This window comes from Brenneria sp. hezel4-2-4 (assembly GCF_013155275.1).
Taxonomy (GTDB): Bacteria; Pseudomonadota; Gammaproteobacteria; order Enterobacterales; family Enterobacteriaceae; genus Brenneria.
Map to the genome: position 1 here is coordinate 1 of NZ_JABJXS010000020.1, position 20,828 is coordinate 20,828.

The window sequence follows — 20,828 nt, forward strand, 5'->3', positions numbered from 1 at the left end:
TTAATAACTGTTTATTCGTAATGAATTTACTGTCAGTCACTCTTCAAGACTTTTTTATATCGTTTGCCGATATTGTCTTGTGAGTGCCCACACAGATTGTCTGATTAAATTGTTAAAGAGCAGTGCCGCAGCAAGCTGTGGCGCGGGCCGCATATGTTATGCAATTCCGCTGTGAAGTCAAGTGATTATTGCCTGACTCCTTACCGTCACCCCAACCGCGTAATCGCCGTTGCCGTGTCAGTGGAGGCGCATTATAGGGACTTCCCCGCGGCTTACAAGCGCTAAATGCAAAAAAATTATCAAGCGCTCAAAAAGGAATCAAAAAGCCGTTTCCAGACTGGGTTTTGCACTAAAAGTGGGGATTATCTACACAAAGAAAGAGAAAACGGGAGAAATAAACTATTCCCCCGTTTTTGTTCTCGTTAAAAAGAGAGGTTATTGACGGGCCACGATGTTCTCACCATCAACATCCAGCGTGACCGGTTTGCCGGGAATTAACTTGCCGGATAGAATCTGCTGAGCTAACGGATTTTCAATCAGTTGCTGAATTGCCCTTTTAAGCGGACGAGCGCCATAAACCGGATCGAACCCGATTTCGCCCAACCGTTCCAGTGCAGCATCCGTTATTGTCACATGATAACCCCGTTCTTCAAGACGCTTATACAGACGCTGTAGCTGGATCTTGGCGATTGATGCGATATGCTTCCTTCCCAGAGGATGGAATACGACAACCTCATCGATACGGTTGATAAACTCAGGACGGAAGCTATGGCTAACGACTTCCAGTACCATATCTCTCATCTCTGTATAACTCCGTTCGCCAAAGCGCTCCTGAATAAGATCGGAACCCAGGTTCGACGTCATAATAACAACCGTGTTGCGGAAATCGACCGTACGCCCCTGCCCATCCGTTAAACGCCCATCATCCAATACCTGCAATAGAATGTTGAACACATCGGGATGCGCCTTTTCGATTTCATCCAACAGGATCACCGAGTAAGGACGACGACGGACAGCCTCCGTCAGATAGCCCCCTTCTTCATAGCCGACATACCCCGGAGGCGCCCCCACTAATCGTGACACCGAATGCTTTTCCATAAACTCGGACATGTCGATACGGACCATCGCATCATCACTGTCGAACAGGAAAGAGGCCAGCGTTTTACACAGTTCGGTTTTACCCACCCCTGTTGGCCCAAGAAACAGGAAAGAACCGATTGGGCGATTGGGATCGGATAAACCTGCGCGGCTGCGTCGGATTGAATTCGCCACCGCCTCAACGGCTTCATTCTGCCCAATGACGCGCCGGTGCAACTCCTGCTCCATGCGCAGCAGTTTTTCACGCTCGCCTTCCAACATCCTGGATACGGGGATCCCCGTCCAACGAGCAAGCACTTCAGCAATTTCAGCATCCGTCACGCGGTTACGCAACAAATGCATGGTTTTGCCTTCAAGCTGCGTCGCCGCCGCTAACTGTTTCTCCAGCTCAGGAATTTTACCGTATTGCAACTCCGACATCTGGCCCAAATCGCCTTGCCGACGAGCCTGCTCTAGCGAAATTTTTGCCTGTTCCAGAGAGGCCTTAATGTTCTGAGTACCGGTAAGCGACGCTTTCTCCGCTTTCCATTCCTCCTCTAGCTTGGAGTACTCACGTTCCTTTTGTTCAAGCTCGGTATTTAACAGCTCCAGACGTTTTTGACTGGCTTCATCGGACTCTTTTTTCAGCGCCTGCTGTTCCAGTTTTAACTGAATGATCCGGCGTTCCAGACGATCCAACGGCTCAGGCTTTGAGTCAATCTGGATACGGATACTGGAAGCCGCTTCATCAATCAGGTCGATCGCCTTATCCGGCAGCTTACGGTCTGCAATATAACGATGGGACAGCGTAGCCGCCGCAACGATTGCCGGGTCGGTGATCTGCACATGGTGATGCAACTCATAGCGCTCTTTAAGACCACGCAAAATGGCGATGGTGTCTTCTACTGTCGGTTCGGCCACGAAAACTTTCTGGAAACGGCGCTCTAAAGCCGCGTCTTTTTCAATATATTGCCGATATTCATCCAACGTGGTAGCGCCAACACAGTGCAACTCACCGCGCGCCAAAGCCGGTTTCAGCATATTCCCGGCATCCATGGCGCCGTCCGCTTTACCCGCCCCAACCATGGTGTGGAGTTCATCAATAAACAGGATGACGTTTCCCTCCTGTTTGGATAAATCGGTAAGGACACCTTTCAACCGTTCTTCAAATTCCCCGCGATATTTGGCGCCGGCAACAAGCGAGCCCATATCCAGAGATAGGACACGTTTGTTCTTTAGGCCTTCCGGCACTTCGCCATTAACGATACGTAAAGCCAACCCTTCGACAATCGCGGTTTTACCCACCCCAGGCTCACCGATTAATACCGGATTGTTTTTCGTTCGGCGCTGTAATACTTGAATAGTACGGCGAATTTCTTCGTCGCGGCCGATAACCGGGTCAAGCTTGCCTTGTTCCGCACGCTCGGTCAGGTCGATAGTATATTTTTTTAATGCCTGCCGCTGGTCCTCAGCCCCTTGATCATTCACTTGTTCGCCTCCCCTTATTTGATCAATCGCTTTGGTAACGCTTTCTTGTGTTGCCCCCGTATTTTTAATCATGTCGCTGAGCGTACTGTGTGACTCCAGTACCGCCAGAATAAAAAGCTCCGAAGAAATAAAGGTGTCGCCACGTTTCTGCGCCAGTTTGTCGCAAATATTTAGGGTACGAACTAACTCACTGGATGGCTGAACATCGCCGCCCGTACCTTCCACCTGAGGCAAACGTGCGATAGCCTGTTCGATTTCAGTTTTCAGACGGGCAACATTGGCGCCAGCCGCAGTCAGAAGCGGGCTGACAGTACCGCCTTCCTGATTAAGTAAAGCACTCATCAGATGAAGGGGTTCGATAAATTGATGATCGCGCCCAAGAGCAAGAGATTGTGCATCGGCGAGAGCAAGTTGAAATTTGTTGGTAAGACGATCCAGACGCATAACACCTCCCATACATACTGGTCAAAACTGCTACTGGAGATCAGATGAGGTCATCCCTCAAAATTTCAAGGTTATTTTGCCAGTAGTAATGGGATTAAAATGTTACTTGCCGTGGATCGTCTTAATTCAATAGGTTATATCAGCCAGATTAAACTTGCCATACGGCCCGTCACACCATCGCGCCGATAAGAGAAAAATTTTTGCGGATCGCCGACGGTACAGAAGTCTCCACCAAAAATTTGCGTCACGCCAACGCCATGTAAACGCAAACGCGCCAACTGGTATATATCGGCAAGAAACTTATCTCCATGAGGTCTGAAGGCCGATATCGCCATAGCGTCATGCTGAATAAATTCCTCACGCACTTCCGCCCCGACTTCAAAAGCATCGGGGCCTATGGCTGGCCCCAACCATGCCATGATTTGCGACGGTTTTGCCCGGAAGCAGGCAAGCGTTTCTTCCAGTACGCCCGCGCTCAACCCACGCCAGCCGGCATGAGCCGCAGCAACTTCGCCGCCGTCGGCCGCGCAAAACAATACCGGCAAACAGTCGGCGGTCATTACCGCACAAACCTGACCTTTTCGATCCGTATAAGCCGCATCGCCAACAACTGAAGACGGCGGCGTGCCGTCAATACGAATCACACGCGTACCATGCACCTGCTCCAGCCAGTGCGGCATCGCAGGTAAATTCGCCTTATCAACGAGCTTTTGACGGTTTGCCATCACCGTGTCGGCATCATCACCGACATGACCTCCCAAATTGAGCGCATCATACGGCGGCAAACTGCCGCCGCCGTAACGAGTGGTGCTGCATGCCCGGACGCTATCCGGTAAAGGCCAGTCAGGATGTATTAGCATTGTTTCATCACCGCTCTTGTTCAATCACCAGTTGAGTTGATCCTGGAACGCTTCCGTATCGGCTTTCAGCGCATTGATAAGATCGACCATATCCTGCGGCAGAGGCGCATGCCACTCCATTTGTATCCCGCTAATCGGGTGATATAACCGCAGCATCGTTGCATGTAAAGCCTGTCGGTCAAAACCACGTAGAACCGTAATGAATTCGTCTGATGCGCCTTTGGGCGGACGAGGACGACCGCCATATAAAGGATCGCCCACCAGCGGATGGTTAATGTGCGACATATGCACGCGAATTTGGTGAGTACGTCCCGTTTCCAACCGCAAGCGTAGCCGCGTATGAGCACGGAAATGCGCCATAATCCGATAATGGGTCACCGCCGCTTTACCCATAGGGTGCACCGCCATATGCGTCCGTTTGGTCGAATGCCGGGCGATGGGTTCATCCACTGTGCCGCCGGCGGTCATATTGCCAATCGCGACCGCCTCATACTCACGGGTGATTTCCCGGGCTTGCAATGACTCAACCAGACGGGTCTGTGCCGGTACGGTCTTGGCGACAACCATTAATCCCGTGGTGTCTTTATCCAAACGATGGACGATGCCGGCACGGGGAACATCCGCAATTTCAGGATAATAATGTAGCAACGCATTTAAAACGGTGCCATCCGGGTTACCGGCGCCGGGATGCACCACAAAATCCCGCGGTTTATTGATGACCAGAATATCCTGATCTTCATAGACGATATCCAGCGCGATATTCTGCGCTTCCCAGCGGGCTTCTTCTTCGATAAGCGCATCAATCGCAACCCATTCGCCCCCTAGCACTTTCTCTTTTGGCTTGTTGATTACATTGCCGTTAATCTGAACCCGGTTCTCAAGAATCCACTCTTTTATGCGAGATCGTGAATAATCAGGGAACAATTCGGCCAAAGCCTGATCTAAACGTTGTCCGAGTTGAGATTCGGCCACCGTTGCGGTGAGTTGTACTTGTTGTGCCATATATGCAGCTTCTTCGTTAACGTTGGGTTTTCACGGCGACGCCGTTTAAAATAATGTACTATTGTAGCTGGTCTAAATCGGGAGCTTAACGGACAGTCTCCCGGAATAACACTCTGAGGATAATCAAAACGTCATGACGCGTATGAAATATCTGGTGGCCGCCGCCACGTTGAGCCTGGCGCTGGCTGGTTGCTCCAGCAATTCCAAGGATGCGGTTCCCGACAGTCCGCCATCTGAACTGTATGCCACCGCCCAACAAAAATTGCAGGACGGCAACTTTAGAGCAGCCATCACGCAGTTGGAAGCGCTGGATAACCGATATCCATTTGGTCCTTATTCGCAGCAGGTGCAGTTGGATTTGATTTACGCCTACTATAAATCTGCTGAACTGCCGTTGGCTCAGGCTTCTATCGATCGTTTCCTGCGGTTAAACCCTACGCATCCAAGCGTTGATTATGTCTTGTACATGCGTGGTCTGACCGATATGGCGCTCGACGACAGCGCCTTACAGGGGTTCTTTGGCGTCGATCGCTCCGACCGCGATCCCCAGTATGCCCGTATGGCTTTCCGTGACTTTAGCCGGCTGATTCAGAGCTACCCAAACAGCCAATATGCAACCGATGCCAATAAACGGCTGGTTTACCTAAAAGAACGTCTGGCTAAATATGAACTTTCCGTGGCGCAATACTACACGAAACGTGGCGCATATGTGGCAGTAGTTAACCGTGTCGAGCAAATGCTGCGTGACTATCCCGATACCAAGGCCACGAAAGATGCATTGCCATTGATGGAAAATGCGTATCGCGAGCTTCAGTTAGCTGCGCAGGCTGACAAAGTCGCTAAAATTATTGCTGCAAATCCGGCATAAGAAAATTAAGCGACGAAACCATAAGACGGCAGCTTCGGTTGCCGTCTTTCTTATAGCCGGAATCTGTTCTCGGAAAGGAGGGGAAAAGGCGGAAAATCCGCGAATGGTCTCAATATATCCTTATGATAATGGCATAGCCTTCCCCCTCTCTCAAGCACTTCCCGCCTATTCCCAAGTCCGGTTCACAAATCATGGTTTATTGACAGAAAGTGACAAAAAAAAGCGATCGAAATCACGCTTTTTGTCGCAACTCGCGTTATGCTGAAATTATCCAAGACGGACATAGGCAGAGAGGTAAGTTATATGAGTATCAATATTACCAGTAAGCAAATGGATATTACGCCCGCAATACGTCAGCATGTCGAAGACCGTCTCTCGAAACTGGATAAGTGGCAAGCTCACCTGATTAACCCACATATCATTCTGTCAAAAGAACCTCAGGGTTTCGTTGTCGATGCAACAATCAGTACGCCGAACGGGCCGCTGGTCGCCAGTGCTAAACATGACGATATGTACGCTGCTATCAATGAACTTATCGCCAAACTTGAGCGCCAATTAAACAAAGTGCAGCATAAAGGTGAAGCGCGCCGCGCTGCGGCAGGCGTCAAAGAGGCCAACCTGCAAATTCCGCAAGAAGAATAATACGCTTTGTTCTTGTTATCCAACGCGCCTGACGGCGCGTTTTTGTATGGCGAACATCCTTGTTCGTCCCTCTAAAACGCCACGCTGCCCGTTGTTCAAAATCGCTCCCGGCGATTTTGTATTGACAGGATGAAAAGCCAACCGTTACTTTACATGTTATTATTTTATACTCATGCAGCTTACACACAGGGTCGCCATGACTAACACGCCGTTCTTCTTCGTATTCTTTTTTACCTTCCACTGATTTGGGAGGCGATTCGTCACAAGAGCAAGAATACGAAGACGAATAAAAAAGCCTCCTGGAACAGGAGGCTTTTTTTTGTGGCGGGCTATGTCGATAAGCTATCGCAAACGCCGTTGAAAAACGCCGCCGACGTTTTTTCTCGCGGAAATTTTTTATAAGAACAGAAAACAGGTAACAACATAATGGACAACCCACTACTGGTACTACGCGAGCGCATCAGCGAACTGGATTTAAAATTACTGGAGTTATTAGCAGAAAGGCGGGAACTGGCTCTCGACGTCGCACGCAGTAAATTACACTCTCATCGCCCTATTCGCGATAAAGAACGCGAACGTGATTTACTCGACAACCTGACCGCGGTGGGGAAAAAATATCATCTTGACGGTCACTATATCACCCGTTTGTTCCAGTTGATTATTGAAGATTCGGTGCTGACGCAGCAGGCGCTTTTGCAGCATCACCTTAACCAGATGACATCCCATTCAGCTCGGATTGCTTTTCTGGGGCCTAAGGGGTCTTATTCACACCTGGCGGCCCGCCAGTACGCGGCGCGGCATTTTGAACAACTCATCGAATGCGGCTGCCAGAAATTCCAGGATATTTTCAATATGGTGGAAACGGGCCAGGCTGACTATGCCGTGTTGCCGATTGAAAACACCAGTTCCGGCTCCATTAACGATGTCTACGACCTGTTACAGCATACCGGGCTAGCTATTGTCGGCGAGTTGAGCAATCCGATTAATCACTGTGTTTTAGTGGCGACCGAAACCGACCTCGATCATATTGAGACCGTTTATAGCCACCCGCAACCTTTTCAGCAGTGCAGTCACTTTATCAATCGCTTTCCACACTGGAAAATCGTGTACTGCGAAAGCACCGCCGCCGCGATGGAAAAAGTGGCGGCCCTCAAATCACCGAAGGCCGCGGCCCTCGGTAGCGAAGCCGGCGGAATGCTCTACCAGTTGCAGGTTCTTGAACATAATCTGGCCAATCAGTCGCAAAACATCACTCGCTTTATCGTTCTTGCCCGTAAACCGATTGAGGTATCAGAGCAGGTTCCGGCTAAAACCACGCTGATTATGGCGACGGGTCAGCAATCCGGGGCATTGGTTGAAGCCCTGCTGGTACTGCGCGACCACGGTATTGTGATGACCAAACTGGAGTCACGCCCGATTAACGGCAATCCATGGGAAGAGATGTTTTATATTGATGTGCAGGCCAACCTGCGCGGCGAGGCCATGCAAAAAGCCCTGAAGGAATTAACCGCTATCACTCGTTCGCTGAAAGTCCTGGGCTGCTACCCAAGCGAGAATGTAGTTCCTGTAGATTCGGGCGAGTAAAAAAATTGCCATCCCGGTAAACCGCGGGATGGCATGCTAAGAACATAAACCTACTTAGGACGACTACTGACGAATATCGTTAGCCTGACGCAACAACGTTCGGCTTTCAGACTGGAATCGATCGGCGTAGTCGCCGAACCAATGCTCGACTTTCTTGAAGCTGTTGATGAAAGCCGCTTTATCCGCGCGCTCCAGCAGTTCTATCGCTTCGCCGAAACGTTGGTAATAGCGTTTAATCAGCGCCAGATTATTCTCGGAAGACATAATAATATCAGCGTACAGCTGTGGATCCTGAGCGAACAGCCGCCCGACCATAATCAATTCCAGACGATAGATCGGTGATGACAACGCCAACAACTGTTCCAACTGCACATTCTCTTCCGCCAGATGCAGGCCATACGCAAATGTGGCAAAGTGGCGCAGCGCCTGAATGAACATCATATTCTGATCGTGCTCTACTGCGCTGATGCGATGTAAACGCGCGCCCCACACCTGAATCTGTTCCAGCAGCCACTGATAGGCTTCAGGTTGGCGACCATCGCAATAGACCACCACCTGTTTAGCCAGACTGCCGCTATCAGGGCCGAACATCGGATGTAGCCCAAGCACAGGGCCGCGATGTGCCGCCAGCATCGCTTGCAGCGGCCCATTTTTCACCGAAGCCAAATCAACGAGAATACAGTCATCCGGCAACGTGGGCAGACGGGCTATCACCTGCTCGGTGACATGAATCGGAACGCTGACAATGACCATCCCAGCATCAGATAACAAACTTTCCGCCTGGGGCCAGTCATCCTGCTCCAGAATTCTGACCTGATAGCCGGACAAGGTCAGCATTTTCTCAAACAGCTTACCCATCTGACCGCGACCGCCGATGATGACCACTGGGCGAAGCGATGGGCAGAGCGTTTTAAATCCCTTATCATTTTCACTGGAATAGGATTCACGCATGACCCGACGCAAGATATCCTCAATCAGGTCAGGCGGCACTCCCAGCAACTCAGCCTCTTTACGACGCGAGCTGAACATCGCCGCTTCACGATCGGGAGCATAGATCGGCAAACCATACCGACTTTTCACCTCACCGACCTCCGCCACTAAACGCAATCGACGTGATAACAGGGCTAATAACTCTTTATCTACCTCATCAATCCGATCACGCAATGCGGTCAGTTCAGCCACCATAACTTATTACTCTCCTGAATGTTTTACTCGCGCGTCAAGTTCCTGATGTACCGAACGCAACAATGCTTCTGTGCTTTCCCAACTGATGCAGGCGTCCGTTACGGACACGCCATAGCGCATGGCGGAACGAGGCTGCTCTGAAGACTGACTACCTTCATTAAGGTGGCTCTCCAGCATTAGGCCAATAATTGAACGATTGCCTGCTTTAATCTGCTCAATGGCAGATTCGACCACCAGGGGCTGCCGACGATAATCTTTATTGGAATTACCGTGGCTACAATCTATCATCAGGGACGGTTTCAGTCCTGCATCCTGCATTTGTTTTTCACATTCCGCCACGTCCTGCGCACTGTAGTTTGGCTTTTTGCCGCCGCGCAAAATCACATGACCATCAGCATTGCCCTGAGTATGCAACAGGCAAACCTGTCCGGATTGATTGATACCCATAAACCGGTGCGGCATGGCCGCCGCTCTCATCGCATTGATTGCCGTTCCAAGACTGCCGTCGGTTCCGTTTTTAAAACCAACGGGCATTGACAGGCCAGACGCCATTTCGCGGTGCGTTTGTGATTCCGTGGTACGGGCGCCGATCGCCGACCAACTGAACAGATCGCCCAGATACTGCGGATTATTGGGATCCAGCGCCTCGGTTGCCAGCGGCAATCCCATGTTTACCAGCTTGAGCAATAACTCGCGGGCAATATGCAGCCCGGCTTCCACATCACAAGAACCATCCATATGAGGATCGTTAATCAGCCCTTTCCAGCCGACAGTCGTGCGCGGCTTTTCAAAATACACCCGCATGACGATATACAGCCGGTCGCCCAGTTCAGCAGAAAGCGATTGCAAACGGCGCCCGTACTCCAGAGCCGCATCGGTATCGTGAATAGAACAAGGGCCGCATACGATCAGCAGCCGAGGATCGCGTCCGTGAATAATATTGGCGATAGTTTGACGGGCATCGGCGATAGCCTGTTGTTCGTTGTCGCTGAGAGGGAATTTGGTTTTCAATTCATCCGGAGTAATAAGTATCTGTTCCGCGCTGATATTAATGTTATTGAGTGAATCTTTTTGCATGTTCATATTTCCTGACGAGTCCTTTTATGGGCGTAATCGGTTAATGCTGTTTACGCATATGTTTACACCATATCACGAACCGTAAAGATTTCAATCCATATATGTAAACTAAAAATTACTATCATCGAAAACCGCTCAGAACAAAGCTGTCTGACGCTCAATTCTGTTCGTCAACATTCCAATCCCCGAAGTGAATGATGGTAGAATCATCGGGACAAAGGGGAGAACGATGCTGAAAGCTATCATAATTGACGACGAACTGCCTGCGCGTGAAGAACTGGCTCTACTGCTGGAAAATGAACCGGACATAACGATCGTCGACCAGTGCGGCAACGCTCTTGAGGCGATACCCGCGATTCACCGCCTACAGCCTGACGTGATTTTTCTCGACATACAAATGCCGAAAGTCAACGGTCTGGAATTAGCCGCCATGCTGGATCCTGAAAACATGCCTTATGTCGTGTTCGTCACTGCCTATGATGAATATGCGGTGCGCGCCTTTGAAGAACACGCATTTGACTATCTGCTCAAACCCCTGGACTCACAGCGGCTCAATAAAACCTTAAACCGTTTGCGCCGCGGCGCGAGTGTAAATAAAAATGTACAATTAATTACAGAACCCCATCTTAGGCACATTCCCTGTCACGGGCATAACCGCATTTTTTTACTCAAAGTCGATGAAGTCGAATATCTCAGCTCTGAACTCAGCGGCGTACATGTTGTTGGCGTAAGCCAGTCTGGTTATACGCAACTGTCGCTAAAAACACTGGAAGAAAAAACGCCTTTCGTACGTTGCCATAGAAAATATATGGTCAATACCGATCTACTGAAAGAAATTCAATTGATGGAAAACGGCGCGGCGGAAGTGCTCACCAACACAGGAAAAAATATCCCGGTAAGTCGCCGTTATCTGAAACTGTTAAAAGAAAAATTGGGTATCGCTTAAACGTCGTATGTTTTATAGCGATAACCGACTGATAAAAGGTTTCATTATGAAATACAGTTACTTTCTGGCTGTAATTCTTTTCACCGCAGGCTGCCAGACCGATGTCTCCGCCCCATCGTCAGGCGGCGAAAAAACTTTCTGGTACGATACAGGCTACCAAGACGCCGCATCGGGCATGGTGGTCAAAGACAACAGTGCGCTGGAGGAGTGGTTTGGCAATCCCCAGGTAGACCGTGATGCCTATTTGCGTGGTTACAACGCAGGACAGGCCGATTTTTGCCATGCCGCCAACATGCGTGAATGGGGAAAATCCGGCAAGAGTTTCCCCGCTAGTTGCGACGGCACAGCCAACGCCGAACAGCTGCGAACCGAATGGCAACAGCATATAGAGTAACTTGTTCAGTTGATTGAACGTAAGCCGTTATCCGCAGAGTGAAAATTGATCGTAAAGTTTCAGAAACAACTGAATGATATTAAGGTTTCGACATGTAATAGTGCCGGCGTTAAAGTAGTCGGCGGAATTGTAAATAACTAATGGAGTAGTAGCATGTCAAAACCCGATCAGCCCATCGATACCGATCCTCGTTCCAGTCTGTTGTCCCACCGCAATACCTCTTCTGACGACCATAACGGCCGGATAGCGTCGGCAAAAAACCGAATCCGTCAGTCAGGCGATCTTCCTGGCGCAACGGTTGATCAGCAGCTTGCCATGCTGGATGAGCTTGCCAGTTTTGAACTGGGCCGTTTCTTGCTGGAACACCACGGCTTAAATGCCCACTGGACGCACCGCCTGGTAACCTACCGCAGTGGCGAGGTCCGCTTCGCCAACCAGCTCGAGGAGCTGATTTACGAAAAATTGCCAAGCGTGCTGGCTACCCGTGAACGGTTCGCCATTTTCCAGCAGCAGTTACAAACCTTGTTGCGTCCCGGCATAACGATGGCGTCGGTTCCATGCGGATTTATGGGCGATCTGCTGTTGATCGACTACACCCACCATCATGACATAAGCTTAATTGGCGTCGATCTGGATAATCAGGCACTGGCGGGCGCGCGTAGCCTGGCGGAACAGCAAGGGCTGGAAAAACGGCTATCGCTTTATTGCCATGATGCCTGGTCGCTCGATCTGGGACCCCAGGTTGATGTGTTAACCAGCAACGGCCTTAACATTTATGAACCGAATGACGATCGCGTTACGGCATTATACCGTGCATTCTTTGATGGATTGATACCCGGGGGTACGCTGGTAACCAGTTTCCTCACGCCGCCGCCGGCATTGTCGGCGGACTCCCCATGGAGAGAAGCCGATCCGGCATTACTGGCTTTACAGCATCTGCTCTTCTCACGCATTTTCAGCGCCAAGTGGACGTCTTTTCGCACCCACGCACAAACACAGTCCCAATTGGAAACAGCTGGATTCAGCGACATCCAATTCATTAACGATCGGATGCATATGTTCCCGACCGTCATTGCACGCAAACCCGATTAAACAGCGGCCGAAAACAGGCGGTGGAATATGCCATTTTGCCGCCACTTACGCAAAAAAAGGGTTTAGCCATTGGCTAAACCCTTGATAACTAATTACTTTTGGATGTTGCGCAAGCGCAATCTTAGTTAAGACGCTCTTTAATACGAGCAGACTTACCAGTGCGTTCACGCAGATAGTACAATTTGGCTTTACGTACGGCGCCACGACGTTTAACAGCAATGCTGTCCACTACCGGAGAATGCGTTTGGAAAACACGTTCTACACCTTCGCCGTTGGAAATCTTACGAACAGTGAATGCAGAATGCAGACCGCGGTTACGAATAGCGATAACCACGCCCTCGAATGCCTGCAGACGTTTTTTGCTACCTTCAACAACCCATACCTTCACTTCTACGGTATCACCCGGACGAAATGCAGGTACGTCCTGCTTCATCTGCTCTTGTTCAATTTGCTTAATGATGTTGCTCATAATATGTCTCTTACCCTAGGTAAACTGATATTTGGGTTCGTCAGGTCAAACCGTGACGACCACCTAATACTCTTGTTGCCCGGACTGATATTCCCGTTGGAATTCAGCCAGCAACGTTGCTTGCTCGTCAGTCAGAGCTAGGCTTTTCAGAAGTTCAGGTCTTCTAAGCCAGGTTCGGCCCAGCGACTGCTTCAAACGCCAGCGACGTATTTCAGCATGGTTGCCTGACAGTAAAACTGGCGGAACATCCATACCGGCCAACACTTCAGGACGAGTAAAATGCGGACAATCCAACAATCCGTCAGCAAAAGAATCCTCTTCCGCTGACGACTGATGACCCAACACTCCCGGTATAAAACGGGATACGGAATCAATCAGCGCCATTGCCGGCAGTTCCCCACCGCTGAGTACGTAATCCCCGATTGACCATTCTTCATCAATTTCGGTTTTAATTACGCGCTCATCAATTCCCTCGTACCGCCCGCAAACCAGAATCATTTTCCGGTTAGCGGCGAGTTGGCGCACGCCTTGCTGATCTAATTTACGGCCCTGAGGTGATAAATAAATCACTCTGGCACCTTCGCCTGCCGCTGCTTTTGCTGCGTGGATCGCATCCCTCAAGGGTTGCACCATCATCAGCATTCCGGGGCCGCCGCCATAAGGGCGATCGTCCACGGTGCGATGCCGATCGTAAGCGAAATCTCGCGGACTCCAATACTGTACGCTCAGCAGGCCATTTTTAACTGCCCGGCCAGTGACTCCGTAATCAGTAATTGCGCGGAACATCTCTGGAAACAGGCTAATAACCCCAATCCACATAGTCTCGTTCCACTTGGTACTACTGGTCAATTCAGAGTTCAAAAACCAGGATCCCAATCTACTTCAATAGTTTGAGCAGAAAGGTCAACATGCTTGACAACCTGTCCAGAGAGGAACGGAACCAGCCGCTCCTTGACCCCGAAGGCATCTTTCAGGTTAGCCCTTATTACCATCACATCGTTTGAACCGGTTTCCATCATATCGATGACTTTACCCAGTTGATAACCTTTTACGGTTACGACCTGACAGTCAATAAGATCCTTCCAGTAATAATCACCTTCATCCAGTTCAGGCAACTGCGCCGAATCCACGATAATCTCGCAATTGGTCAGTAAATTTGCCGCATCACGATCGTCAACATCTTTAATCTTGATGATCAGATCCTGATTGTGGTGTTTCCAGCTTTCGATCTCGACAAGCCGCCAACCACTTTTTGTCTGGATAAACCAAGGTTGATAATCAAAAATGCTCTCGGCATCTTCGGTGGATGAAAACACTCTGAGCCAACCTCGGATGCCGTAAGTCGATCCCATTTTCCCCAATACAATCGGGCTAACAGGAGCTTGCAGGCTAAGTTGATTGCTCATTGTCACCACCGCAACAGATTATGCTGCTTTTTTAGCGTCTTTGATCAGCGAAGATACGCGATCAGAAACCGTTGCACCCAGACCGACCCAATGTTCGATACGATCCAGATCTAAACGCAGCGCTTCTGCCTGACCGGTTGCGATCGGGTTGAAGAAGCCTACGCGCTCAATGAAGCGACCATCGCGCGCATTGCGGCTATCGGTCACGACAACTTGATAAAACGGGCGTTTTTTCGCGCCGCCACGTGCCAAACGAATTGTTACCATAACATCCTCTTTAGTTAATAAAACAACCGGGCCCCATCGAGGAACGGGGCCCAGTGTCATATAAAAAGCCCCAAAATTTTACTCATTTTGGCGCAAAAAGCAATCTAAAGCGTATCGGCCGCGATACTTTGTCTGTTCGACAAGGTTTTTCGCGCTTAGCGCCCCGGGAATCCTGGCGGCATCATACCTTTCATGCCGCGCATCATCTTCGCTAAACCGCCATTCTTCATTTTCTTCATCATCCGTTGCATGTCGTCAAACTGCTTAAGCAGACGGTTCACGTCCTGAACCTGCATGCCCGATCCCGTGGCGATACGGCGCTTGCGCGATCCTTTGATAATTTCCGGCTTCGCTCGTTCCTGCTGGGTCATGGAATTAATAATCGCTTCCATGCGCACCAGGACTTTGTCATCCATCTGCGACTTAACGTTATCCGGCAGTTGGCCCATACCCGGCATTTTACTCATCATGCTGGCCATACCGCCCATATTGCGCATTTGCTTCAGTTGATCCAGAAAATCGGTCAAATCAAAGCCGTCGCCCTTTTTAAGCTTTTTGGCAAGTTTCTCTGCCTGGGTGCGATCAACCTTACTCTCAATGTCCTCGATAAGGGAGAGAACATCGCCCATGCCAAGAATACGCGAGGCAATACGTTCAGGATAGAACGGTTCCAGCGCTTCCGTTTTTTCACCGACACCCAGAAACTTGATCGGCTTGCCGGTAATATGACGGATAGACAGCGCCGCCCCGCCTCGGGCATCGCCATCGATCTTGGTAAGAATCACCCCGGTCAGCGGCAGGGCTTCGTTAAAGGCTTTTGCGGTATTCGCCGCATCCTGGCCGGTCATGGCATCGACAACAAACAGGGTTTCTATTGGCTGAATCGCCGCATGAACCTGCTTAATTTCGTCCATCATCGCGTCATCGACATGGAGACGGCCGGCGGTATCGACTAACAACACATCGTAAAACTTCAGCTTGGCGTGCTGTAATGCGCGGTTAACGATATCGATAGGTTTTTCCTGTGCGTCTGACGGGAAAAAATCGACCCCGACGCTTTGCGCCAGCGTTTCCAGCTGTTTTATCGCCGCCGGGCGATAAACGTCAGCGGAAACCACCAGCACCTTTTTCTTCTGTTTTTCTTTAAGGAACTTACCTAATTTACCAACGCTGGTGGTTTTACCCGCCCCTTGCAAACCGGCCATCAGCACCACGGCAGGCGGCTGCGCGGCAAGGTTCAGTTCGGCGTTAACCTCCCCCATTGAGCTGACAAGTTCATTCTTGACGATCTTGACGAACTCTTGCCCCGGCGTCAGACTCTTGTTTACTTCGTGGCCAACGGCGCGTTCTTTTACGCGATTGATAAAGTCCCGAACCACGGGTAAGGCAACGTCAGCTTCAAGCAACGCCATGCGAACTTCACGCAGCGTTTCTTTTATATTGTCTTCAGTCAACCGCCCGCGGCCGCTGATATTGCGCAATGTGCGCGATAGTCGATCGGTTAAATTTTCAAACATATCTCATGCTCAATGTAAGACAAGCCGCCACCGCGACGCGAATGGCAGGATTATAACACGAAAGCGGCAGCGATCTCTGCGCCTCAGATGGAGAACAGTTGGTGCCTATGGCGACTAACGTTATACTGACACTTCATTTTACTTAGTTGATATTTAATAACCTACTTGTATGTCTGTTTTCGCTATTGTGGCCCTGGTCGCCTACACACTCAGCCTCGGACTGATTATTCCCAGTCTGCTGCGCAAGAACAGTGCATATCGTCGGCTGGCGATACTTTCGGCCAGCGTTGCGCTTATCTGCCATGCGGTGGCGCTGTATCAACGAATCTTTGATGTACAGACGGGGCAAAACCTGAGTCTGCTGAATATCGGTTCTCTCATCAGCCTGATTATCTGCACGGTGATGACGATTGTCGCCTCACGTAATCGCGGATGGTTTCTGCTGCCGATCGTATATACCTTTGCCCTGATCAATCTGGCCTTCGCCAGTTTCATGCCCGGTGAGTTCATTACGCATCTGGAAACGACGCCGGGGTTGCTGTTCCATATCGGTTTGGCGCTATTCGCGTACGCTACGCTAATCATCGCCGCGCTTTATGCGTTGCAGTTGGTGTGGATTGATTATCTGCTAAAAAATAAAAAGCTGGGCTTTGCCGCCGATATGCCGCCGCTTATGAGCATCGAGCGCAAAATGTTCCACATTACACAGATTGGCGTCATTCTTTTGACGCTGACGCTGTGTACCGGTCTGTTCTATATGGACGATCTCATCAATAATAAAGAGAATCTGCATAAGGCGCTGTTCTCTTTGTTTGCCTGGTTTATCTATGTCTTGCTGCTATGGGGACACTACCACGAGGGGTGGCGCGGACGGCGCGTGGTATGGTTTAGCCTGGTTGGCGCGCTGCTATTGACGCTGTCCTATTTTGGCAGCCGGGTGATACAACACTTCGTCGCGGCCTGATTCGGCGTACAGTCCGATGTAAAAAAGAGAGCCAACCACGGCTCTCTTTTTATATCTGCGACGATCAGATATGCAGCTCCGCCAGCTTGTCTTTCGGCAACGCCAGTTCGTCGTTCTGGTTGATGCCGATATCATGCTCCAGAATATGCCGGGCGATCTCCTGAGCTTCTGTCAGCGAGTGCATTTCATACGTCCCACACTGGTATTCGTTCAGTTCAGGGATTTTACGCTGATCGGTCACTTTCAGCACATCGGCCATGGCGGCTTTCCAGGCGTCGGCGACACGCTGTTCGCCAGGCGTGCCAATCAAACTCATATAGAAGCCCGTACGGCAGCCCATAGGAGAAATATCAATAATCTCCACGCCATCGCCATTCAGATGATCGCGCATGAAACCGGCAAACAAGTGTTCCAGCGTATGAATCCCTCGTTCCGGCATCACTTCGATATTCGGCCGGCAAAAACGCAGATCAAATACGGTGATGGTATCGCCATGAGGGGTTTTCATGGTTTTTGCAACCCTGACGGCAGGCGCTGCCATGCGGGTATGATCTACAGTAAAGCTATCTAGTAACGGCATAACGTCACCTCCTCATAGAAAAAATTCATTTTTTCTCGTTTCCGGGAAACTTTTCCTTTTTATGCGAGTCTGAATTACTGAAAGACGCGCATTTATTATCATCATCCCTTATTCAAGATGTTTATTTGGCCACATTAATTGTGGCCTTTTCTTTTTTAATGCGCAGCAAGATATTGTTCAAAACTCATCGTATCCTCTGCTTCAATCTGCCGCTGATGATGCCAAGAGCGCTCACTCTCCGCCGCCAGCCGTTCTTCCGTCAGGATTTGCAGTGGTTCATCACTCAGCATCTTGCGGTATTCTTCGGCCAAATGGAGCCCGACGCCACCGCTGCCGCTTTCTTTCATCAGGTTAAGCAACCGACCTGAGAACGTCGTTTCAGGATCGTCAAAACCGGGCACCAGCTCATCACAAACCTGCTGGTAATACGGTTGAGCATTACCACCATCCAATACTTCAGCAACACGGCGCAAATCAGCAAATAATGATTTCCCGACGCGGGCTATCGGATGTTGTTCTGTTTCACACCCCATACCGATAGTTTGACCCGGTTTACGCCCTTCGAGTATCACCCTATTCCAGTTTTTACGGGTACAGAGCAGTTCATCCGCACTCATGTCCGGCGCATCCGCCAACGCGCACCAAATCAGGAATAAATCCAGGAAACGAACCTGGCTGGCGCTGACGCCGGTCGGTGAGAAAGGATTGATATCCAACGATCGAACTTCGATATATTCGATCCCGCCGCGCAGTAAGGCATCAGAAGGCAGTTCTTCAGGCCGCGTAACACGTTTCGGCCTGATTGGCGCATAAAGCTCGTTTTCAATCTGCAACACATTGGTATTCAGTTGCAAATAACGCCCCTCTTTCTTCATTCCAATCTGAACGTATTCTTCAGACGGCGTTTTTATCGCTCGTTTCAACGCGGCCACATATGTGTCCAGATCGTTAAAAGTAATACCAAGGTTACTTTGCGATTTATTGGTGTAGCCCAGATCGCTCAGCCGCAGCGATGTCGCATAAGGCAGATAACACATCCCTTTATCCGTACGAACAAACGGCAGCGAGGTTTCTCTGCCTTGCAGAAAGGAGGAGCAAATCGCCGGAGAAGCGCCAAACAGATACGGAATTATCCAGCCAAAGCGGTAATAGTTCCGGATCAAACGGAAATAGCCCGCCGAAATTTCTGCTTTCCCGCTTTCCATATCACGGACGCCAGCTCTGGCCTGCCAGAACGCCAGCGGTAACGAGAAATTATAATGTACGCCGGAAATCGTCTGCATCAGCGCGCCATAACGATTCTTTAACCCTTCACGATACAGCGTTTTAAAACGCCCAACGTTGGATGAGCCATACTGTGCCAGCTCAATATCCCGTTCTTCGGCAATGAAACACGGCATGCTCAGCGGCCACATCCGTTCATCGCCTAAATTTCGGGCGACGTAGCGATGAATATCACGCAAGAACGTCAACAGGTGATCGACATCTTTATCGACAGGCGTAATGAATTCTAACAAGGTCTCAGCAAAGTCGGTGGTAATCCACGGATGCGTTAATGCCGCACCCAATTTCTTGGGATGTCCAGTAGTGGCAAGATGCCCGTTAGCCATCACGCGCAACGTTTCGCGTTCAATTCCACGCTGGATACCATTCACTGCCTGAGGATTATTTTCCAACCAGGAAAGAGCCTGTGATATATCCGGGATCAAATCGACCTCCCGATGTTAAAATGTAATGTTTGTAAGCATAATTGAAACTTGATGGCACTCACCAGATCTCATTTTCATCCGGTTACGACCACCATACGATGCCTTGTAAAGTTATCCCTGTCAGAACGATATAGCGCAGCGCTTTTCCAATACATATAAAAATCGCTGAACTCATCCAAGGCATTCGCAACCAACCCGCCAACACGCACAATAAATCGCCGACTACCGGCACCCAGCTAAATAATAGCGCAGCCGGACCATAACGCTGTAACCCGCGTACGGCCATCATATATCCAAACTGCTGTTTTGGCTGAGGCAGTAAGCGCCCTATAAAAATATTGGTCAATCCCCCCAGGGTGTTTCCCAGCGTCGCCACAATAATCAGCAAAACGGGCCTGGCGCTGTCAGAAACCAATAGAGTAACGAGCAACACCTCCGAGCTACCGGGCAACAACGTCGCGCTCAGTAAGCTACTCCAGAAGAGAGAGAAAACCGCCCAGAATTCACTCACAGCTTACGAACATCAACCACAGCCATTTTTGCTCTTGCCGCCGCTTCGATACCAAAATCCGCATCTTCAAACACCACACAATATTCTGGCGCAACGGCAATCAGCTCGGCACAACGCAAAAAGGTATCGGGAAAGGGCTTATGCTTATTGACATCATCCGCACCGACAATGGCGTCAAAGTAATCATGCAGGCCCAAATGCTTTAAAAGTTTATCGGCCATACCATGCGTGCTGCCGGTGCCAACGGCCATCGGACGGCGTCCGCGATAGTATTTGACGACATCGATCAAGGGCAATGGTTTTACCGTATCCAACAGCATTTCCTCTACCAGCGCGGTTTTTTCATCAGCCAACCGGTAAGGGTCAATATCAGCTTGATGATGACTGATAATAACCTGAGCAACACGCCAGGTAGGAGAACCATTCAGTGCGGTCATGGCTGCGGCATCGTATTTAATTCCGTACCTTGCCAGGACCTTATTCCATGCTTTGTGATGTGTTGGTTCCGTATCGAGGATGGTGCCGTCCATATCAAAGATCAGGCCTTGATAGCGATCGTACATCATGACTCCATGCACATTGAAAACAAGAATCTACTTTATCGCAAAGTGAAAACATTGTCGCTCACTCAATAACCATATAAAAATCATGGTATTATTAATATCATAACGAAACAATGTAGCAGACAGCCTTTGCAGCGCATACGTAGCGAAAGACAAAAAAATAACGAGGAGAGATCAGAAAAT

The 20,828-nt window shown here is 49.9% G+C and carries 21 protein-coding genes and 1 other annotated feature; of the genes, 7 read left to right on the top strand and 14 right to left on the bottom strand.

The window, feature by feature from the left end; genetic code table 11:
* Positions 1 to 435: 435 nt before the first annotated feature.
* The 3 genes from clpB to rluD form a co-directional block, all read right to left on the bottom strand.
* Positions 436 to 3,009 (bottom strand): ATP-dependent chaperone ClpB, encoded by a 2,574-nt coding sequence (gene clpB / locus HOY33_RS19920; protein ID WP_172291787.1) that lies wholly within the window; start codon positions 3,007 to 3,009, stop codon positions 436 to 438.
* Positions 3,010 to 3,143: 134 nt separating this feature from the next.
* Positions 3,144 to 3,869, bottom strand: coding sequence for a purine nucleoside phosphorylase YfiH (yfiH, locus tag HOY33_RS19925; RefSeq protein ID WP_172291788.1), 726 nt, complete (start codon positions 3,867 to 3,869; stop codon positions 3,144 to 3,146).
* Positions 3,870 to 3,893: 24 nt separating this feature from the next.
* Positions 3,894 to 4,871, bottom strand: a complete 978-nt coding sequence (rluD, locus tag HOY33_RS19930) for a 23S rRNA pseudouridine(1911/1915/1917) synthase RluD (protein ID WP_172291789.1) — start codon at positions 4,869 to 4,871, stop codon at positions 3,894 to 3,896.
* 133 nt (positions 4,872 to 5,004) lie between these two features.
* Between rluD and bamD the strand changes: the two genes are divergently transcribed.
* The 3 genes from bamD (at position 5,005) to pheA (ending at position 7,965) form a co-directional block, all read left to right on the top strand.
* Positions 5,005 to 5,739, top strand: coding sequence for an outer membrane protein assembly factor BamD (gene bamD, locus HOY33_RS19935; protein WP_172291790.1), 735 nt, complete (start codon positions 5,005 to 5,007; stop codon positions 5,737 to 5,739).
* 303 nt (positions 5,740 to 6,042) lie between these two features.
* Positions 6,043 to 6,381, top strand: a complete 339-nt coding sequence (gene raiA, locus HOY33_RS19940) for a ribosome-associated translation inhibitor RaiA (RefSeq protein WP_172291791.1) — start codon at positions 6,043 to 6,045, stop codon at positions 6,379 to 6,381.
* Between the two features lie 195 nt (positions 6,382 to 6,576).
* Positions 6,577 to 6,703: a sequence feature (Phe leader region), on the top strand.
* Positions 6,704 to 6,804: 101 nt separating this feature from the next.
* A complete protein-coding gene (pheA, locus tag HOY33_RS19945) occupies positions 6,805 to 7,965 on the top strand; it encodes a bifunctional chorismate mutase/prephenate dehydratase (protein ID WP_172291811.1) in 1,161 nt (386 codons plus the stop codon).
* Between the two features lie 63 nt (positions 7,966 to 8,028).
* Here pheA and tyrA read toward each other — a convergent pair whose 3' ends face one another.
* On the bottom strand, positions 8,029 to 9,150 hold the full coding sequence (tyrA, locus tag HOY33_RS19950; RefSeq protein ID WP_172291792.1) for a bifunctional chorismate mutase/prephenate dehydrogenase: 1,122 nt from the start codon (positions 9,148 to 9,150) through the stop codon (positions 8,029 to 8,031).
* 6 nt (positions 9,151 to 9,156) lie between these two features.
* Positions 9,157 to 10,227, bottom strand: coding sequence for a 3-deoxy-7-phosphoheptulonate synthase (locus HOY33_RS19955; RefSeq protein WP_172291793.1), 1,071 nt, complete (start codon positions 10,225 to 10,227; stop codon positions 9,157 to 9,159).
* 229 nt (positions 10,228 to 10,456) lie between these two features.
* Between HOY33_RS19955 and btsR the strand changes: the two genes are divergently transcribed.
* The 3 genes from btsR (at position 10,457) to HOY33_RS19970 (ending at position 12,659) form a co-directional block, all read left to right on the top strand.
* Positions 10,457 to 11,173: a two-component system response regulator BtsR gene (gene btsR / locus HOY33_RS19960; protein WP_172291794.1), complete on the top strand. Its 717-nt coding sequence runs from the start codon at positions 10,457 to 10,459 to the stop codon at positions 11,171 to 11,173.
* A 46-nt stretch (positions 11,174 to 11,219) separates the two neighbouring features.
* Complete coding sequence (locus HOY33_RS19965; protein ID WP_172291795.1) at positions 11,220 to 11,567, top strand: DUF2799 domain-containing protein; 348 nt, start codon at positions 11,220 to 11,222, stop codon at positions 11,565 to 11,567.
* Between the two features lie 153 nt (positions 11,568 to 11,720).
* Positions 11,721 to 12,659 carry a cyclopropane-fatty-acyl-phospholipid synthase family protein gene (locus HOY33_RS19970; RefSeq protein WP_172291796.1) on the top strand — a complete coding sequence of 313 codons (939 nt, stop codon included), beginning with the start codon at positions 11,721 to 11,723 and terminating at the stop codon, positions 12,657 to 12,659.
* Positions 12,660 to 12,780: 121 nt separating this feature from the next.
* Here the strand turns inward: HOY33_RS19970 and rplS are convergent, their stop codons facing one another.
* The 5 genes from rplS to ffh all read right to left on the bottom strand — a co-directional run bounded on the left by rplS (position 12,781) and on the right by ffh (position 16,318).
* Positions 12,781 to 13,128 carry a 50S ribosomal protein L19 gene (gene rplS / locus HOY33_RS19975; RefSeq protein WP_009111758.1) on the bottom strand — a complete coding sequence of 116 codons (348 nt, stop codon included), beginning with the start codon at positions 13,126 to 13,128 and terminating at the stop codon, positions 12,781 to 12,783.
* A 63-nt stretch (positions 13,129 to 13,191) separates the two neighbouring features.
* Complete coding sequence (gene trmD, locus HOY33_RS19980) at positions 13,192 to 13,947, bottom strand: tRNA (guanosine(37)-N1)-methyltransferase TrmD (protein WP_172291797.1); 756 nt, start codon at positions 13,945 to 13,947, stop codon at positions 13,192 to 13,194.
* A 38-nt stretch (positions 13,948 to 13,985) separates the two neighbouring features.
* Positions 13,986 to 14,534 (bottom strand): ribosome maturation factor RimM, encoded by a 549-nt coding sequence (rimM, locus tag HOY33_RS19985; protein WP_172291798.1) that lies wholly within the window; start codon positions 14,532 to 14,534, stop codon positions 13,986 to 13,988.
* A gap of 18 nt (positions 14,535 to 14,552) precedes the next feature.
* Positions 14,553 to 14,801 (bottom strand): 30S ribosomal protein S16, encoded by a 249-nt coding sequence (gene rpsP, locus HOY33_RS19990; RefSeq protein WP_009111755.1) that lies wholly within the window; start codon positions 14,799 to 14,801, stop codon positions 14,553 to 14,555.
* Between the two features lie 155 nt (positions 14,802 to 14,956).
* The gene (gene ffh, locus HOY33_RS19995) at positions 14,957 to 16,318 is read right to left on the bottom strand and encodes a signal recognition particle protein (RefSeq protein WP_172291799.1); all 1,362 of its coding nucleotides are present in this window, start codon (positions 16,316 to 16,318) and stop codon (positions 14,957 to 14,959) included.
* Between the two features lie 169 nt (positions 16,319 to 16,487).
* On the opposite strand from ffh, the gene HOY33_RS20000 reads away from it, so the two are divergent.
* The gene (locus tag HOY33_RS20000) at positions 16,488 to 17,282 is read left to right on the top strand and encodes an inner membrane protein YpjD (RefSeq protein WP_172291800.1); all 795 of its coding nucleotides are present in this window, start codon (positions 16,488 to 16,490) and stop codon (positions 17,280 to 17,282) included.
* 64 nt (positions 17,283 to 17,346) lie between these two features.
* On the opposite strand, the gene luxS is transcribed toward HOY33_RS20000, so the two are convergent.
* From luxS to yqaB, 4 genes are all read right to left on the bottom strand, one after another.
* On the bottom strand, positions 17,347 to 17,862 hold the full coding sequence (gene luxS, locus HOY33_RS20005; RefSeq protein ID WP_172291801.1) for an S-ribosylhomocysteine lyase: 516 nt from the start codon (positions 17,860 to 17,862) through the stop codon (positions 17,347 to 17,349).
* 155 nt (positions 17,863 to 18,017) lie between these two features.
* The gene (gene gshA / locus HOY33_RS20010; protein WP_172291802.1) at positions 18,018 to 19,571 is read right to left on the bottom strand and encodes a glutamate--cysteine ligase; all 1,554 of its coding nucleotides are present in this window, start codon (positions 19,569 to 19,571) and stop codon (positions 18,018 to 18,020) included.
* An 82-nt stretch (positions 19,572 to 19,653) separates the two neighbouring features.
* Positions 19,654 to 20,082: a YqaA family protein gene (locus tag HOY33_RS20015; RefSeq protein WP_172291803.1), complete on the bottom strand. Its 429-nt coding sequence runs from the start codon at positions 20,080 to 20,082 to the stop codon at positions 19,654 to 19,656.
* Positions 20,079 to 20,645, bottom strand: a complete 567-nt coding sequence (gene yqaB / locus HOY33_RS20020; protein ID WP_172291804.1) for a fructose-1-phosphate/6-phosphogluconate phosphatase — start codon at positions 20,643 to 20,645, stop codon at positions 20,079 to 20,081. Before yqaB ends, HOY33_RS20015 begins: the two co-directional genes overlap by 4 nt.
* Positions 20,646 to 20,828: the final 183 nt, after the last annotated feature.